Consider the following 16312-nt stretch of genomic DNA (forward strand, 5'->3'; position numbering starts at 1 on the left):
CATCGGAGGGCGGGACCGGCGTGCGGAAATGCGGGTGCCCGCCCAGGAAGGCGCGGGGGATGATCCGGGGCATGAGCGATACGGCGGAGCAGGGCGGGCAGCGGGCAGGGGCCGAGCGGGACGAGGAGTCGCCCGGCGAGCAATTGTCGGGCGAGCGGGTGTCGGACGACGAGCGGCGCAAACGGCGCCGAGAACGGCGCATAGCTGCTTACCGCGGCGCTCAGCGCGTGCTCGCACGCCCCGGCTTCCTCGGCACCCTGCGCGAGCGCCTGGCGCTGCTGGACGAGGCGCGTGCGCTGGATCTGCACGACCTGGACGAACCGTCGGACCTCTACGGCGACGGCATCGTCGAGGCCCTGGAGGAGAAGACCGCAGGGCTGCTCGGCATGGAGGCCGCCGCGTTCTTCCCGACGGGCACGATGGCCCAGCAGGTGGCCCTGCGCTGCTGGGCGGGCCGTACCGGCAATCCGACCGTCGCCCTCCATCCGCTGGCCCACCCCGAGGTGCATGAGCGCAACGCGTTCAGCCAGGTCAGCGGATTGCGCCCGGTCCACGTGACGAGCGAGCCGCGGCTGCCGACCGCCGCCGAGGTGCGCGAGTTCGACGAGCCCTTCGGGGCGCTCATGCTCGAACTGCCCCTCAGGGACGCCGGTTTCGTACTGCCCTCGTGGGGGGAGCTCACGGAGGTGGTGGAGGCGGCGCGGGAGCGCGACGCGGTGGTGCACTTCGACGGCGCGCGCCTGTGGGAGTCCACCGTCCACTTCGGCCGTCCGCTGGCGGAGATCGCGGGCCTGGCGGACAGCGTGTACGTGTCGTTCTACAAGTCCCTCGACGGCTTCGGCGGCGCGGCCCTGGCCGGTCCGAAGACGCTGGTGGACGAGGCGAAGGCCTGGCGGCACCGCTACGGAGGCACGGTGTTCCAGCAGTTCCCCACCGCGCTGTCGGCGCTCGCCGGCCTGGAGCGGGAGCTGCCCCGGCTGCCCGAGTACGTGGCTCACGCGCGCGTGGTGGCCGCCGCGATGCGCGAGGGGTTCGCGGCGGCCGGGGTGCCGTGGATGCGGGTCCAGCCCGAGCCGCCGCACACGAACGAGTTCCAGGTCTGGCTGCCGTACGACGCCGACGTCCTCGCGGAGGCCGCGATCCGGCAGGCCGAGGAGACGGAAACCGTCCTGTTCGCCCAGGGCTGGGAGGCCAAGGGGCCGGGGCTGGCGTACACCGAGGTCTACGTGCGGGCCGCCGGGCTGGAGTGGACGGCCGAGGACGTGGAGGCGGCGGTCGCCCAGTTCGCGGCCCGGCTGACCGAGGAGGTCGGCGTGGAGGTCAGCCCGTAGAGCGCGGCCGTGCATGCAGCCAGCGGCTCAGGGCCTGCCGTAGCCGCCCGTGCGCCGGGCGTCCGGCGAGCACCGCCCGGAACTGCCGGTGGTCGCGCCACTCGCGGACGACCTGCCAGTCGTGGGTGCCCGGCGCCGGAGGGGCCGGCTCGCCGAGCCGGTGGGCGCGGTAGGTGTCGAGGAGATGGTGCTGCGTGATGCTCATGGCGAGTCGCCTTCGGGACGTAGGAGAGATGACGTGGGAATCGGGCTCCGCGGCTGCCCCGGTGATCCCAGAGTTGCCTCACCGCGGGCGTTACGTCGCGTCGATTGACGGCCGTCGTCAATCGGCGGCCGCGTTGTCAGTGGCGGGGTGCACCATGAGGACATGAGCGTGACCATCGACATCGCGGGGCTGCGGCCGGAGAGGCTCGCCGTCGTGCCCTCGCCCCTGGCAGAGCTCGGCATGGCGCTGCACGCGCTGTCGGAGCCGGGGCACCACCCGGGCCTGCAGGGCTGGGTGACGGGCGTGACGGCCCGGTTGGACTCGCACCTGGCCGACCGGATGTGCGAGGCCGACTTCCTGTGGCGGTCGACGTTCTCCGACCTCTTCCTGCCCTTCGCCGGCATCCCGGGCGGCAGCTCCCTCCCGGGCGCCACGCTCGCGGAGGAGCTGGATCAGCTGGACAAGCTGACGGACGAGCAGTTCGTGGACGCGGCCCTGGAGTTCACCTGCGCCCTGCCGTACAGCACGCGCGGGCCCGACGCGCTCTCCGACGCCGGCGTGCGGCGGCGCGCCCTGGACCTCGCGGCCGCGCGCGGGCCGCAGCAGATGCGGTTCAGCGAGCGGCTGCTGTTCGATCCGCCGCGGATCCGGGCCTGGCTGCGGCAGTTCCTCCAGGACTGCGACGAGGCCTTCTTCGCGGATACCTGGTCCCGGCTGCGCCACCAGCTCACGGCGGACGCCCGCCACAAGACGGATCTCCTGCGGCACAAGGGCCTGGCGGAGGCCCTGGCCGCGGTGTCCCCGGCGGTCACTCTCGACGAGGCAGCCGCGCGGATCACGGTGGACAAGCTGGGCAATGGCCGTACGGCCACGGGGGACGGCGGCCTCCTCCTCGTCCCGACGAGTCTGGGCTGGCCGCACCTGATGGTCCTGCACCGCTACGCCTGGCAGCCGGTGCTGCACTATCCGGTCGGCTCCCCGGAGCTCGCCGCCCCGCCCACGGTCGAGCAGCTGGCCCTGCGGATGACCGCGCTCTCCCACCCCGTGCGCATGCGTATCTGCCGCAATCTCGCCCGCAGCGCGTACACCACGGGCGAGCTGGCGCAGGCGCACGGCGTGACGGCGCCGGAGATATCCCGGCACCTGGGCGTGCTGAAGAAGGCGGGCCTGATCACCACCCGCCGCCGCGGGCGGTACGTCCTGCACCAGCTGGACGTGACCGTGGTGGCCCGGCTCGGCAGCGACTTCCTGGAGGGCATCCTGCGCTGAGCGCTCCCCTCCTGCGCCCACGGCTCAGTCGAAGCGGATGTGCCTGATCCCGACCCTCGCCTGCCGCAGCCGTGTCCGCAGCGGGCCCTCGTTGTTGGGCCTCAGCCGCAGCCCGGCCAGGACGGCGATGCGGTCCGCCGTCTTCGGCACGGTCGAGTGGTCCGTCCACAGATGCTCGGCGAACTCCGGCTCCCGCAACCGCTCCAGGCAGTGGTCGAGCTGCTGGACGGCCCAGCTCTCCCGGCGCAGCCCGGTGTCCTTCCCGATGTTCTTGCCGGCGACGTACTGAAGGAGGTGCCCGAAGCCGCGCTCACGCAGCCGCTTCAGGACGGTCTCGCGCTCGGCGAGGAGCGTGAAGTGCCGTACGTCATGGCCGAGTTCGCGCAGTCGGCCCACCGTCTCCTCGAAGTAGCCGGAGTCCGTGACCGTCATGGGCGCGATCACCACACCGTCGTGCTTGGTGAGGGCGAGGTCGAGGACCTCGACGACGCCCTGCCGCCAGGAGCTCAAGTCCTGGAAGTCCCCGCGCAGTTCGGGTGGCAGCGTCCGCCGCAGGCCGAAGCCCGCGTGCTCGGGGTCGCAGACCACGCTGCCGGGCAGGCGGCGCTGGATCTCGTACGCGGTCTGTGTCTTGCCGCCCCCGAAAGGGCCGTTGATCCACAGGAGCATGCGCAGACCCTAGTGGGCACCGGTTACGCGGGAGTCACGCCCAGCCCGCGTCAGCCGTGCCCGCCGGCGCGCACCAGACCCGTCTCGTAGGCGAGGACGACCACCTGCACCCGGTCCCTGAGCCCCAGCTTGGTCAGGATGCGGCCGACGTGGGTCTTCACCGTCGCCTCGGACAGGACCAGCCGGGCCGCGATCTCGCCGTTGGAGAGGCCCTGGGCGACCAGCACCATGACCTCGCGCTCGCGGTCGGTGAGCCGCTCCAGCTCCTTGTGCTTGGGCTCGTTGCTGCTGGAGGGCAGCATGGGCGCGAACCGGTCCAGCAGGCGCCGGGTCGTCGACGGGGCGACCACCGCGTCGCCGCTGTGCACCGCGCGGATGGCGGCGAGGAGTTCGCCGGGCGGCACGTCCTTGAGCATGAAGCCGGAGGCGCCCGCCTTCAGCCCGGAGAAGGCGTACTCGTCAAGGTCGAAGGTGGTCAGGATCAGCACCTTCGGCGGCTCGGGGTCCGAGCAGATGCGGCGGGTGGTCTCCACGCCGTCCAGCTTCGGCATGCGTACGTCCATCAGTACGACGTCGACCGGGGTCGAGCGCAGCACCTGGAGGGCCTCGACGCCGTCTCCCGCCTCCGCGACGACCTCCATGTCCGGCTGTGCCGCAAGCACCATCCGGAACCCGGTGCGCAGCAGCACCTGGTCGTCGACGAGCATCACGCGGATCGTCATCGGGGTCCTCTTCCGTGTCTTTCGTATCCGTCTACAGGGCCGTTACAGGTGTCAACAAAGGACATGCGCAAGTGTCAGTGTGCTGGTTTGAGCGGCAGCAGCGCACTGATGCGGAATCCTCCGCCCGGGCGCGGGCCCGCGTCCAGGGTGCCGCCCACCATGCCGACCCTCTCGCGCATGCCGATCAGGCCGTGGCCACTGCCGTCGGCGCCGCCGTCCTCGTACAGCTCGTGCGGGGCGCCCTTGCCGTCGTCCTCGACGAGCAGGCCGAGACCGTCGTCGAAGTAGACCAGGCGCACGCTGGCGCCCGTGTTCGGCCCGCCGTGCTTGCGCGTGTTCGTCAGCGCCTCCTGCACGATGCGGTACGCCGTCAGCTCGACGCCGCTGGGCAGCGGGCGCGGGGTGCCCTCGACCTTGAAGTCGACCGGCAGGCCGGAGCTGCGGCACTGCTGGATGAGGTCGTCGATCTGCTCGACGTCGGGCTGCGGGACGTACTCGCCGCTCTCCTGATGCTCGCCGGTGCGCAGCACCCCGAGCAGGCGGCGCATCTCGGCGAGGGCCTGGCGGCCGGTGGAGGAGATGGTCTCCAGGGCCTTCTTGGCCTGGTCCGGGGCTGAGTCGAGCACGTAGGCGGCGCCGTCGGCCTGCACGACCATCACGGAGACGTTGTGCGCGACGACATCGTGCAGCTCGCGTGCGATCCGGGCGCGTTCGGCGGCGACCGCGACCTTGGCCTGCGCCTCGCGCTCCTTTTCGAGCCGGGTCGCGCGCTCCTCAAGCTGCTCGTAGTAGGCGCGACGGGTACGGATCGAGTCCCCGAGCACCCAGGCGAGCGCGAACGGCACCGTCATGAAGATCACCAGGGCCACATTGCCCAGAACGCTGGAGTCCTGCTCGGGCCAGCGCGTCTGTGCCAGGGGCGCCGCGCACAGGCCTGCGCCCAGCGCGAGACGGGACGCCCAGCGGGCGCCGGTCGCGGCCACGGTGTAGGTGATCACCAGGAAGGCGAAGTTGACCGGCGTCGGCGCCACATTCAGCACCAGTTGCGCCAGCCCCACGACGATGGCCAGCACCAGCATCTTCTCCGGCATGCGCCGGCGCAGCGCGATCACCAGGCCCAGCAGGAGAAGGACCGGGACGACGACCGCCTCGGAGGAGGTGCCCGGCAGGTCCTGCCCGCCCTCCTCGCGGACGGCCACGCTCACCACAGAGATCCCGAAGAGGAGGACGGCCCAGAAGCTGTCGACCCATGTCGGGTGCCTGCGGAGGAAGTCATAGAGGCGCTGCACGTAACCCAGCGTAGGGAAGCGATATGTGTGCCCGGGTCAACCGGAGGGCCGATCCGCACTACCCGCGCGTACTCCGCAAGGTGGAGGCTGCGTTCTCCTGTGCGCCCAGGCCCTGTCGTTTGGATCATCCCGGTGTCGCCCCAGAGGAACCGATCCTCACAGCCGAGCTGATCCAAACGACAGGGCCTAGCCTGGGCCGGTGACAGAAGTGGCGACGGGCGAGTGGCGAGGGTGGCGGGCGGCAGCGGAAGCCGCTCTCTACGGGCCGGGCGGCTTCTACCGCCGCCCCGAGGGCCCTGCCGGCCACTTCCGTACCTCCGTTCACGCGTCGCCGCTCTTCGCCGTCGCCGTGGCCCGGCTGCTGTGCCGGGTCGACGAGGCCCTGGGCCGCCCCGGACGGCTGGACTTCGTCGACATGGCTGCGGGGCGGGGCGAGCTGGCCGCCGGCGTACTGGCCGCCCTGCCCGACGACGTGGCGGCACGCACGCGTGCGTACGCCGTCGACCTCGCCGACCGCCCGGAAGCCCTGGATCACCGGATCGAGTGGAGGTCCGAGCCGCCGCTCCGGATCAAGGGCCTGCTGTTCGCCAACGAGTGGCTGGACAACGTCCCCCTGGAGGTCGCGGAGGTGGACTCCGCGGGTGTACCCCGCCTGGTTCTCGTACGACGGGACGGGACCGAGCGTCTTGGGGAGCCGGTCGCAGGTGCGGAGGCGGAGTGGCTCGCGCGCTGGTGGCCGCTCGGGGGCGTGCAGGGGGCGCGGGCCGAGATCGGGCTGCCGCGGGACGGGGCCTGGGCCGCGGCTGTGGGCACCCTGGACCGGGGGCTCGCGGTCGCCGTGGACTACGCGCACACGGCGCCCGCACGCCCGCCCTTCGGGACGCTCACCGGCTTCCGCGAGGGGCGCGAGACGGCGCCCGTGCCGGACGGTTCCTGCGACATCACGGCGCACGTGGCACTGGACGCGTGCGCGACGGCGTGCGCACTGCCCGGTGCACGCCTGGTGTCCCAGCGCGAGGCACTGCACGCCGTGGGCATCACCGGCGCACGCCCCCCGCTCGAACTGGCCTCCACCAACCCCACCCAGTACGTACGCGCCCTCGCGACCGCGGGAGAGGCCGCCGAGCTCACGGCGACGGCCGGACTGGGAGACTTCGGCTGGCTGCTGCAGCCGGTGGGAATCCCGGACGTGCCGGCGGACTGACGACCCCGCCCGACCGGGCCGCGACCACTCGCCGCCTACTTGTCGATGTCCCCCACCACGAAGAACATCGACCCCAGGATCGCCACCATGTCCGCGACCAGCGTGCCCGGCAGCAGCTCGACCAGCGCCTGGATGTTGTTGTACGAGGCGGAACGCAGCTTCAGCCGGTACGGCGTCTTCTCGCCCTTGCTGACGAGGTAGTAGCCGTTGATGCCGAGCGGGTTCTCGGTCCACGCGTACGTGTGCCCCTCGGGCGCCTTCAGCACCTTGGGCAGCCGCTGGTTGATCGGCCCGGGGGGCAGCTCGGCGAGCCGGTCCAGGCAGGCGTCGGCGAGGTCGAGGGAGACGTGGGTCTGCTCCAGCAGACACTCGAAACGAGCGAGGCAGTCACCCTCGTCCCGGGTCACCACCCGCAGCACGTCCCCCAGCTCGCCGTAGGCGAGATACGGCTCGTCGCGCCGCAGATCGAAGTCCACGCCCGACCCGCGCGCGATCGGCCCGCTCACGCCGTACGCATGCACGGCCTCCGGCGTGAGGGCACCCACGCCCCGAGTACGCCCCCGGAAGATCTCGTTGCCCAGGACAAGATCGTCGAAGCGGTCCATGCGGGAGCGCACATCGGCGACAGCGGCACGCGCACGCGTGGCCCACCCGGCCGGCAGGTCCTCCTTCAGGCCGCCCACCCGGTTGAACATGTAGTGCATCCGTCCACCGGAGACCTCCTCCATCACATGCTGGAGCTCCTCGCGCTCCGTGAAGGCGTAGAAGATCGGCGTGATCCCGCCCAGCTCCAGCGGATACGACCCCAGGAACATCAGGTGGTTCAGCACCCGGTTGAGCTCCGCGAGCAGCGTCCGGGTCCACACGGCACGCTCGGGCACCTCCATGCCGAGCATGCGCTCCACGGCGAGGACGACACCCAGCTCGTTGGAGAACGCCGACAGCCAGTCGTGGCGGTTGGCGAGCATGATGATCTGCCGGTAGTCGCGGGCCTCGAAAAGCTTCTCCGCGCCCCGGTGCATGTACCCGATGACCGGCTCCGCCCGCACGATCCGCTCGCCGTCGAGCACGAGCTTGAGGCGCAGCACGCCGTGCGTGGAGGGGTGCTGGGGGCCGATGTTGAGCACCATGTCGGTGCTCTCCGCGGCGCCGCCGATACCGACCATGGTCTCCGTCGTAGGAGTCATGGACACAGTCTCCCCTACGTACGCTGGCCTCATGGAGACGGGGAGCCCGGAGAACACGGGGACTGCGGGAGAAGAGCGGTCGGCAGCCGAACCGGCATGGAGGGGGCTGCCGCCGGGCCTGCTGCGCATGCGACGACTGCTGCTGGTGGTGTGGCTGGGCCTGCTGACGGTCGGCCTGGGCCTGCTGCTCGGCCTGCTCGCAGGACCGGCCTGGGCGGCCTTCGCCGTACTGCCGCCGGCGCTGATGGCGTGGGGCTGGGTGATGCTCGGCCGCAACTGGCGTTCGTGGCGATACGCCGAGCGCGCCGACGACCTGCTGATCAGCCGGGGCGTGCTGTGGCGCGAGGAGACGATCGTGCCGTACGGCCGGATGCAGCTGGTCGAGGTGACGTCCGGCCCGGTGGAGCGGCACTTCGGCCTGGCCAGCGTGCAGCTGCACACGGCGGCCGCCGCAACCGACGCCACCATCCCCGGCCTGGACCCGGCGGAGGCGGAACGGCTGCGCGACCGGCTCACCGAGCTGGGCGAGGCCCGATCGGCGGGCCTGTGACGACGCAGGGCGTCGACGACGCCGTACGCGAAAAACAACCCCTGGCGGAACGCCGGCTGCACCCGGTGACGCCGCTCAGGCGCGCGTGGGCACCGATCGCCGTACTCATCGGCTGGGCGGTGCACGACCCGGACCAGGCACAACGCCAGCTGACCAAACTCACCACCACCACGCTCCTGCTCGCACTGGCGGTACTCGTCCCGGCAGCGGCCCTGTACGGCTTCCTCACCTGGTGGTTCACCCACTTCGCGGTAACAGACACCGAACTGCGCATCCGCACCGGACTGCTCTTCCGCCGCACCGCGCACATCCGACTGGAACGCATCCAGGCCATCGACATCACCCAGCCGCTGCTCGCGCGCGTGGCGGGCGTGTCCAAGCTCAAACTCGACGTCATAGGCACGGACAAAAAAGACGAACTTGCCTTCCTGGGGGCGGAAGAGGCACGCGCCCTCCGCGCGGAACTCCTCGCCCGCGCCGCCGGCTTCGCCCCCGACACCGCCCACGAGATCGGAGAGGCCCCGTCCCGCCAACTCCTGCGCGTACCCCCCAAGGTCCTGGCGATCTCCCTCGTCCTGACCGGCGCCACCTGGGGAACACTGGCGGCCGCGATCGTCGTACCGACCATCCTCTGGCTGGTCACCGAGAGCGTGTGGACGGTCCTGGCGACCGCGATCCCGCTGATCGGCGGGGCAGGGGCGAGCAGCGTGGGGCGGTTCATCGCCGAGTACGACTGGACGGTGGGCGAGTCACCGGACGGCCTGCGCATCGACCACGGCCTCCTGGACCGCGCCCACGAGACGGTGCCGCCCGGCCGCGTCCAGACCGTACGGATCGTCGAACCGCTCCTGTGGCGCCGACGCGGCTGGGTACGGGTGGAACTGGACGTGGCGGGCTCGTCCAACTCCCTCCTGCTCCCGGTGGCCCCACGCGAGGTGGCCGAGTCAGTGGTGGCCCACGTACTCCCCGGCACGACGGTCCCCTCCCCCGCCGCCCTGTCCCCCTCACCGCGCCGCGCAGCCCGCTGCATGCCGCTGTGGTGGCGCGGCTACGGCCTGTCCGTCACAGAAGCGGTCTTCGCCGCCCGAACCGGCCTCTTCCGCAGAAGCCTGGCCCTGGTCCCCCACGCAAAGGTCCAGAGCGTTCGCCTCACCCAGGGCCCCTGGAAGCGCCTGTGGGGCGTCGCCGACGTACACGTGGACACAGGAGCCAACAAGACGGTGACCGCCCGCCTGAGAGACGCCTACGAGGCAGCAGAACTCCTGAACAGCCAAGCGGAACGCTCCCGCACGGGCCGCAGAGACGCCCGCCCGGACCGCTGGATGGCGTGACGCGTAGCACGGCGCAGCACTCGCGTACGGCGGCGAGGGGACGTGCCAGGGGGGTGTCCGCCCGCAGCGGCGGGCGTCAAGAAACAGCACCTCTAGAGGTAGGTCCACCGCCCGACCGAGGACGGACACCCCCCCGGCACGGCCCCGACCCACAACGAACCGTCGGGCGCTACGCGAACCCCCACTCACCCGAGCAGGCCGCCGCAGGCATCCCGCCCCAACCACAGGCGGCCCCCGTCAGGAAACGGCGCTCCGCAACCCCTGCACATCAATCTGCTCGGTCTCGTCATGAGCCGTCAGATCGATGACCTGCCCAACCCCCCGGGACTCCTCGTCCGCAGGCTTGAACTCCGCCTCGGCCTCGGCCTTGTGCAGAGCAAGGGCCTCCTGGCCCACGACATCGGCGAGGTCCTCGTTCTGGACGGACTCCAGCGCGGTGGACTCAGCCCGCTTGGTACCGAAGAAGTCGAAGCCCCCCTGGACCGCCGGACGACGCACGGGCGTCGCCGGCACGACGGCCACGGCGGTCGGCGCGATGAAGTGCCCGGACGGCTGCTGGGCGGTGCGGGCGACCGCGCCCGCCGGGGTGCCGGCGGCCGCGCGCTCATGCCCGTCGACCGCCTCGGGCTTCCCCGGCGCGTCATCCTCCAACGCAGGCTCCGTCTCGGACCCGGCGGCGTCCCCCGCCTCCACCTCGACGGCCCCCGAACCGGTCTTCACCGGCTCATCGTCGGACGGCCCGTCCCCCTTGGGAGGCTCGTTGTTCGGCGGCTCGTCCGTAGGCGGCTCACCCTTCGAGGACGGACTCTCCGAGGACTCCCCCGCCGGAGACTCCCCGTCCTCGTCGAACCGCGCCAACGCCTCCTTGGCACGCAGAAAGAGCCGAGACCCTTCAGGCGAGAAAACCGCCGAAGCCGCCGGCACCTCCTCGACGGCGTCACCCTCGGCACCCTCGGCGTCGACCTCAACCCCGGCCTCAACCACAGAACCCTCGGCGTCGACCTCAGCCTCGGCGGCGACCTCAGCCTCGGCCTCGGCCTGAGCAGGGACAGCCACAGCCCCCACCCCCTCAGCCGGCCCCGGCACAGCCCCCGGCGGCAACGCCCGCGCAGGCGCCCCCGCCTCTATCTCCAGAACCCGCCGCTCCTCCAGCACACTCGCCCGCTCGGTCTCCGCCGTGGCATACCGCCGCAAAAGCGACGCATGCTCGTTGCGCAACCCCGCAAGCTCCGCCCGCTTGGCCCGCAGCCGCTGTTCCAGCTTCACCCGAAGCTCGCGCGACTCCTCGAGGTCGGTCTCCAGCTCGGCGACCCGCTCCTCGTGCCGCCACTCGTCGCTCGCACGCGCGCGCGTGAGGTCGGCGACCTGCTTGCCCGCCTGCGCGTCCCAGCGGCGCATGACGACCCCACCGACGACCGCCGTCGCCGCGGCGGCCGCGGCGAGGCCGCGCAGCACCATGGGCTGGGTGAACACCCAGGGCGCCAGGGCGCAGACAACGGATACGCCTGCGATCGCCGACGGGGGCAGCAGCCTGTGCAAGGGCGGGGAATGACGGTGACGTCCACGTGGCATGGCCAGAAACTTACCGCGCGTAGGCGAATCTTGGCGCCCCACCCCGTAAAAACACAGCCATCCCGAGTCGTTCACAGTGCATCAGCAATCAGATCCGCCCCGAATTAACCAAGAACCAAGATCACAAGCTGCACCGCCACTCACGCACTCAAGGCCGACTCAACGCCCGCTCACCCGCTCAACCGCCCACTCATCCACTCCAACGTCCCCGGAATCTCCCGCCGCCAGGTGTTGAAGTTGTGCCCGCCGCTTTCGAGGATGACCGACGAGATCCGCGTCAGCTTCGTGGCCTTCACGCGTTCAATGAACTTCAACGTGTCCTTGTAGTTGGATTCTCCAACTTTGCTGCTACTGACCAGCAATGAAGTGTCCGGCGCCGGCATGTGCTCCAGGTACCACCACAGGTTCGCGCGATTGCGCAGTTCCTCGTCACCGTGGAAGAGATCGCCCGTCGTGGCGTCGATCGGCGCTTTGTAGTACGCGGAAAGCCCCGCCCCGGCGGCGTACGTACGGGGATGGTGCATGGCGAGCTTCAACGCGCAGTAGCCGCCCGTGGAGTCCCCGATGATGCCCCAGCCACCCGGTTCACGCCCCACCCTGTAGTGCCCGCTCACGGCATCGGGCAGATCCTTTGCGAAGAACGACTCGGTCTGCGGCCCACCGGGAATGTCCACGCACTCCGTGTCCCGCGGCGGCGCCACAGTGGGCCGCATCATCACCAGGATCATCGGCTGCATACGCCCGCCGGCGGCGAGCCTCCCGGCCGTACGCGGATAGTCGAGCTTGTCCACCAGCGCCTCGGCCGTACCCGGATACCCGGTGAGAACAACGGCCGCCGGGAACGTACGCGTGCGGAACTGCGGCTGAAAATACTCGGGCGGCAGATAGACGTATGCCGGCGTCGCGATCCGCGTCGTACGCCCCACGATCCCGACCTTCTGGATCTGCCCGCCCACCTGAGGCCGCGCGCTTGCCGCCCCCGGCACCCGCCGCGTGTCGACGACCCGAAGGGGCCCGCGTGTGGGCGTGTGGTCCACGACGACGCCCACCTCGTCCTCCTGACCGAACAGGTCGGCCCAGCTTGCGTAGAACCCGAAGGCCTGGTTGGCGCCGAGACCGACCGCCGCGAAGAGCGCCAACTGAGTGGAGAGCAGCAGGCCGACGCGCCCGCCGACCGCCCGCAGGCCGCGCCGCGCCAGCCGTGGCCACAGCCACACCGTGCCGACGAACAGCCCTACGGCGGACGACACCGCCAGCGCCAGCACCTTGTCGCTCGTGAGCCCCATCGATGGTTACCTGTCCGCACTTTCCGTCCGGCCCGCGCGGGCGCATGACACATGCCCCCACGCCGCCTCCCCCGCACCTTCGCAAGGGCTTGCCCCGGACTTTCCTTGGCCTTTGAAACGGTTTTGGGAAGCCGAGTGAACCTCTCCCCTCGAGACACCGTCCTAGAGGGCGCAATGTCGCCGGATGCCCGAATCGGCACCGGATCCAAGGTCTCTCGCAGAACTAATGGGATGCGATGTCTGTCAGGACAGATGTGGAAATGTCGGGCGCGGTTCCTCAACGATCGAGCCGAGTGGGGCAACTGCCCAGCCGGGTACGGCATGTGCTCCGCGGCCCGCGCCCCGAGGCAGTTCCCCTGCTCGTCGGCAGAGCCTGCGCCCTGGTGGGCCTGCTGGACATCGCCGCGGGTGTCTTCCCGCGCTTCCGGCACAGCCGTATGCACGCCATCGCCGAGGTGCTGCCGGGCTCGACGGGCCCGTTCGCGGCCGCGCTCTCGCTGAGCGCCGGCGTCCTGCTGCTCCTGCTCGCCCACGGCCTCAAGCGCGGCAAGCGGCGGGCCTGGCGGGCCGCCGTCGTGCTGTTGCCGGCCGGAGCGGTCGCGCAGTTCACGTACCGCCACTCCGTGGTGGGCTTCCTCATCTCACTGGTACTGCTGGCCACCCTGCTGCGCCACCGTGACCAGTTCACCGCCCTGCCCGACCCGCGCAGCCGCTGGCGGGCGCTGGCCAACTTCGTCCTCATGGGCGCCGGTTCCCTCGCCCTCGGCCTGATCATCGTCAGCGCCCACCCGAACACCCTGGTCGGCGACCCCAGCCTGGTCGACCGCATCGCCCACGTCCTGTACGGCCTGTTCGGCTTCGAGGGCCCGGTCGACTACCACGGCAACACCTCGTGGACGGTCGCCTTCTCCCTCGGCGCCCTCGGCTGGATCACGGCGGTCACGACGATCTACCTCGCCTTCCGCCCCGAACACCCCGCCGCCCGCCTCACCGAGGACGACGAGGTACGCCTGCGCGCGCTGCTGGCCAAGCACGGCGGCCGCGACTCCCTCGGCCACTTCGCGCTGCGCCGCGACAAGGCCGTCGTCTTCTCGCCCAGCGGCAAGGCGGCGGTGACATACCGCGTGGTCTCCGGCGTCATGCTCGCCAGCGGTGACCCGATCGGCGACGTCGAGGCCTGGCCCGGCGCCATCGAGCGCTTCATGGACGAGGCCAAGGCCCACTCCTGGACCCCCGCCGTCATGGGCTGCTCCGAGACCGGCGCCGAGGTCTGGACCCGCGAAACCGGGCTTGACGCCCTCGAACTGGGCGACGAGGCGGTGGTGGACGTCCCGGATTTCTCGCTCGCCGGCCGCGCGATGCGCAACGTGCGACAGATGGTCAAGCGCATCGAGCGCGCCGGTTACGAGACCCGGGTACGGCGCGTCCGTGACCTCGGAGAGACCGAGCTGGACCGCATCCGCCGCGCCGCCGACGACTGGCGCGGCACCGACACCGAGCGCGGCTTCTCCATGGCGCTGGGCCGCGTCGGCGACCCGGCCGACGGCGACTGTCTCGTCGCCACCGCCCACAAGGCCGACGAGGAACCGGGAGAGTACGGCGACCTCAAGGCGATCCTCCACTTCGTGCCGTGGGGCACGGACGGGGTCTCGCTGGACCTGATGCGCCGCGACCGCTCGGCGGACCCCGGCATGAACGAACTGCTGATCGTGGCCGCACTCCAGGCCGCCCCGAAGTTCGGCATCGCGCACGTGTCCCTCAACTTCGCGATGTTCCGCTCCGCCCTGGCGCGCGGCGAGAAGATCGGCGCGGGCCCGGTGCTGCGCGCCTGGCGGGGCCTGCTGGTCTTTCTGTCCCGCTGGTTCCAGATCGAGTCCCTGTACAAGTTCAACGCCAAGTTCCGGCCACGCTGGGAGCCCCGTTTCGTGGTCTACCGCGCCTCGGCCGACCTGCCCCGCCTCGGCTTCGCCGCCATGCAGGCAGAGGGCTTCGTGAACCTGGCCCTGCCCCTGCCGCGTTTCCTGCGCCGCCGCACGCACGCACCCCGCCCCTGCGCGCACCGGGTGGCGGAACGGGACGTCCAGGCGGCGTGACCGCGGCCCCCGGACCGGCCCGAGCGGAAGCCCCCTGCCCCCGAGGGCTCCCGCTCGGGCCACGACACGTCCGGGCAGGCCCTTGGGCCTAGGCTGAACGTATGAGCAAGCAGAGCGGACGCGGGCGCGTCGCGGGCCTTCCGCAGTGGGACCGGTGCGCGGTCATGGGAGTCGTCAACGTGACCCCCGATTCCTTCTCCGACGGGGGCCGCTGGTTCGACACGACGGCCGCCGTCAAGCACGGCCTCGCCCTGGTCGAGGAGGGTGCCGACCTGGTCGACGTCGGCGGCGAGTCCACCCGCCCCGGCGCCAGCCGGGTCGACGAGGCGGAGGAACTGCGCCGCGTCGTCCCCGTCGTCCGCGGCCTCGCCTCCGAGGGCGTCACGATCTCCGTCGACACCATGCGCGCCTCCGTCGCCGAGCAGGCCCTCGCCGCCGGCGCCGCCCTCGTCAACGACGTCAGCGGCGGCCTCGCCGACCCCGCGATGATCCCGGTCGTCGCGGACACCGGCGCCCCCTTCGTCGTCATGCACTGGCGCGGCTTCCTGGAGGGCGGCAACGTCAAGGGCGTCTACGACGACGTCGTCGCCGAGGTCGTCGACGAGCTGCACGCGCGTGTGGAGGCCGTTCTGGCCGGCGGCATCGCCCCCGACCGCGTCGTCGTCGACCCCGGCCTCGGCTTCTCCAAGGACGCCGAGCACGACCTCGTGCTCCTCGCCCACCTCGACCGCATCCTCGCCCTCGGCCACCCCCTCCTCGTCGCCGCCTCCCGCAAGCGGTTCCTCGGCCGCGTCCTCGCCGGACCCGAGGGCGCGCCGCCGCCCGCGCGCGAGCGCGACGCCGCCACGGCCGCCGTCTCGGCGCTCGCGGCACACGCCGGCGCCTGGGCGGTGCGGGTGCACGAGGTACACGCCACGGCGGACGCGGTGCGCGTGGCACGCGCCGTCGAGGGAGCGCGCGTCCCCGAGAACGCGCCCGGCGCGCAGGCCGCTGAGGGAGCCCGGTGAGCGCCCCGCACACCGACGTCGAGCAGGTTGAGGCCGCCAACACCGCCTTCTACGAGGCGATGGAGCGCGGCGACTTCGAGGAGCTGTCCTCGTTCTGGCTCACCCCGTCCGACCTCGGCGTCGACGAGACCTATCACGACCCCGCCGACGTCGGCGTGGTCTCCTGCGTGCACCCCGGCTGGCCGGTTCTCACCGGCCGCGGCGAGGTCCTGCGGTCGTACGCGCTGATCATGGCGAACACCGACTACATCCAGTTCTTCCTCACCGACGTGCATGTCTCCGTGACCGGCGACACGGCCGTGGTGACCTGCACCGAGAACATCCTCAGCGGCGGGCCCGCCCCCGAGGGCGACGAGGAGCTCGGCCCGCTCGTGGGCCAGCTCGTGGTCGCCACGAACGTGTTCCGGCGCACGCCGCAGGGCTGGAAGATGTGGTCTCACCACGCTTCGCCGGTTCTGGCCGAAAACGACGAGGACGAGAGCGACGACACCCCCTCCTGAGTGGGTAGGCGACCTACAGGCCGACCGCAGCAGGGCCGCACCACAGGACGGCAGGAACACGCGCAGGGACAATCACGGACAAACACCGGTATGACTC

15 protein-coding genes are annotated in these 16312 nt (G+C 71.4%); 8 read left to right on the top strand and 7 right to left on the bottom strand.

Annotated elements, in window-relative coordinates:
- Nucleotides 1–71 precede the first annotated feature (71 nt).
- Entirely contained in the window at nucleotides 72–1331 is a 1260-nt protein-coding gene (locus tag OG331_RS22480; protein WP_406198980.1) for a threonine aldolase family protein, read from the top strand.
- Here the strand turns inward: OG331_RS22480 and OG331_RS22485 are convergent.
- Nucleotides 1321–1536 carry a hypothetical protein gene (locus tag OG331_RS22485; RefSeq protein ID WP_406198982.1) on the bottom strand — a complete coding sequence of 72 codons (216 nt, stop codon included), beginning with the start codon at nucleotides 1534–1536 and terminating at the stop codon, nucleotides 1321–1323. The two genes, OG331_RS22480 and OG331_RS22485, sit on opposite strands and share 11 nt — an antisense overlap.
- A gap of 162 nt (nucleotides 1537–1698) precedes the next feature.
- On the opposite strand from OG331_RS22485, the gene OG331_RS22490 reads away from it, so the two are divergent.
- A complete protein-coding gene (locus OG331_RS22490) occupies nucleotides 1699–2805 on the top strand; it encodes a DUF5937 family protein (protein WP_406198985.1) in 1107 nt (368 codons plus the stop codon).
- Nucleotides 2806–2829: 24 nt separating this feature from the next.
- On the opposite strand, the gene OG331_RS22495 is transcribed toward OG331_RS22490, so the two are convergent.
- The 3 genes from OG331_RS22495 to OG331_RS22505 form a co-directional block, all read right to left on the bottom strand.
- The gene (locus OG331_RS22495) at nucleotides 2830–3474 is read right to left on the bottom strand and encodes an AAA family ATPase (RefSeq protein WP_406198988.1); all 645 of its coding nucleotides are present in this window, start codon (nucleotides 3472–3474) and stop codon (nucleotides 2830–2832) included.
- A gap of 50 nt (nucleotides 3475–3524) precedes the next feature.
- Nucleotides 3525–4196 carry a response regulator gene (locus OG331_RS22500; RefSeq protein ID WP_406198990.1) on the bottom strand — a complete coding sequence of 224 codons (672 nt, stop codon included), beginning with the start codon at nucleotides 4194–4196 and terminating at the stop codon, nucleotides 3525–3527.
- Between the two features lie 74 nt (nucleotides 4197–4270).
- A complete protein-coding gene (locus OG331_RS22505; RefSeq protein ID WP_406198993.1) occupies nucleotides 4271–5485 on the bottom strand; it encodes a sensor histidine kinase in 1215 nt (404 codons plus the stop codon).
- A gap of 199 nt (nucleotides 5486–5684) precedes the next feature.
- On the opposite strand from OG331_RS22505, the gene OG331_RS22510 reads away from it, so the two are divergent.
- On the top strand, nucleotides 5685–6689 hold the full coding sequence (locus tag OG331_RS22510; protein WP_406198995.1) for an SAM-dependent methyltransferase: 1005 nt from the start codon (nucleotides 5685–5687) through the stop codon (nucleotides 6687–6689).
- Nucleotides 6690–6724: 35 nt separating this feature from the next.
- On the opposite strand, the gene OG331_RS22515 is transcribed toward OG331_RS22510, so the two are convergent.
- The gene (locus tag OG331_RS22515; protein WP_328880142.1) at nucleotides 6725–7876 is read right to left on the bottom strand and encodes an NADH-quinone oxidoreductase subunit D; all 1152 of its coding nucleotides are present in this window, start codon (nucleotides 7874–7876) and stop codon (nucleotides 6725–6727) included.
- A 31-nt stretch (nucleotides 7877–7907) separates the two neighbouring features.
- On the opposite strand from OG331_RS22515, the gene OG331_RS22520 reads away from it, so the two are divergent.
- Nucleotides 7908–8426, top strand: coding sequence for a PH domain-containing protein (locus tag OG331_RS22520; RefSeq protein ID WP_406198999.1), 519 nt, complete (start codon nucleotides 7908–7910; stop codon nucleotides 8424–8426).
- Entirely contained in the window at nucleotides 8423–9757 is a 1335-nt protein-coding gene (locus OG331_RS22525) for a PH domain-containing protein (protein WP_406199001.1), read from the top strand. Before OG331_RS22520 ends, OG331_RS22525 begins: the two co-directional genes overlap by 4 nt.
- Nucleotides 9758–9994: 237 nt before the next feature.
- Here the strand turns inward: OG331_RS22525 and OG331_RS22530 are convergent, their stop codons facing one another.
- A complete protein-coding gene (locus OG331_RS22530; RefSeq protein ID WP_406199004.1) occupies nucleotides 9995–11329 on the bottom strand; it encodes a hypothetical protein in 1335 nt (444 codons plus the stop codon).
- 170 nt (nucleotides 11330–11499) lie between these two features.
- Nucleotides 11500–12615: an alpha/beta hydrolase gene (locus tag OG331_RS22535; protein ID WP_406199006.1), complete on the bottom strand. Its 1116-nt coding sequence runs from the start codon at nucleotides 12613–12615 to the stop codon at nucleotides 11500–11502.
- Between the two features lie 260 nt (nucleotides 12616–12875).
- On the opposite strand from OG331_RS22535, the gene OG331_RS22540 reads away from it, so the two are divergent.
- The 3 genes from OG331_RS22540 to OG331_RS22550 all read left to right on the top strand — a co-directional run bounded on the left by OG331_RS22540 (nucleotide 12876) and on the right by OG331_RS22550 (nucleotide 16215).
- On the top strand, nucleotides 12876–14708 hold the full coding sequence (locus OG331_RS22540; RefSeq protein WP_406210203.1) for a phosphatidylglycerol lysyltransferase domain-containing protein: 1833 nt from the start codon (nucleotides 12876–12878) through the stop codon (nucleotides 14706–14708).
- Between the two features lie 101 nt (nucleotides 14709–14809).
- Nucleotides 14810–15715: a dihydropteroate synthase gene (gene folP, locus OG331_RS22545; RefSeq protein ID WP_406199008.1), complete on the top strand. Its 906-nt coding sequence runs from the start codon at nucleotides 14810–14812 to the stop codon at nucleotides 15713–15715.
- Nucleotides 15712–16215, top strand: coding sequence for a nuclear transport factor 2 family protein (locus OG331_RS22550; protein ID WP_406199010.1), 504 nt, complete (start codon nucleotides 15712–15714; stop codon nucleotides 16213–16215). Before folP ends, OG331_RS22550 begins: the two co-directional genes overlap by 4 nt.
- Nucleotides 16216–16312: the final 97 nt, after the last annotated feature.

The sequence above is a fragment of the Streptomyces sp. NBC_01017 genome, assembly GCF_045162795.1.
In the GTDB taxonomy this organism is placed as follows: Bacteria; Actinomycetota; Actinomycetes; order Streptomycetales; family Streptomycetaceae; genus Streptomyces; species Streptomyces machairae.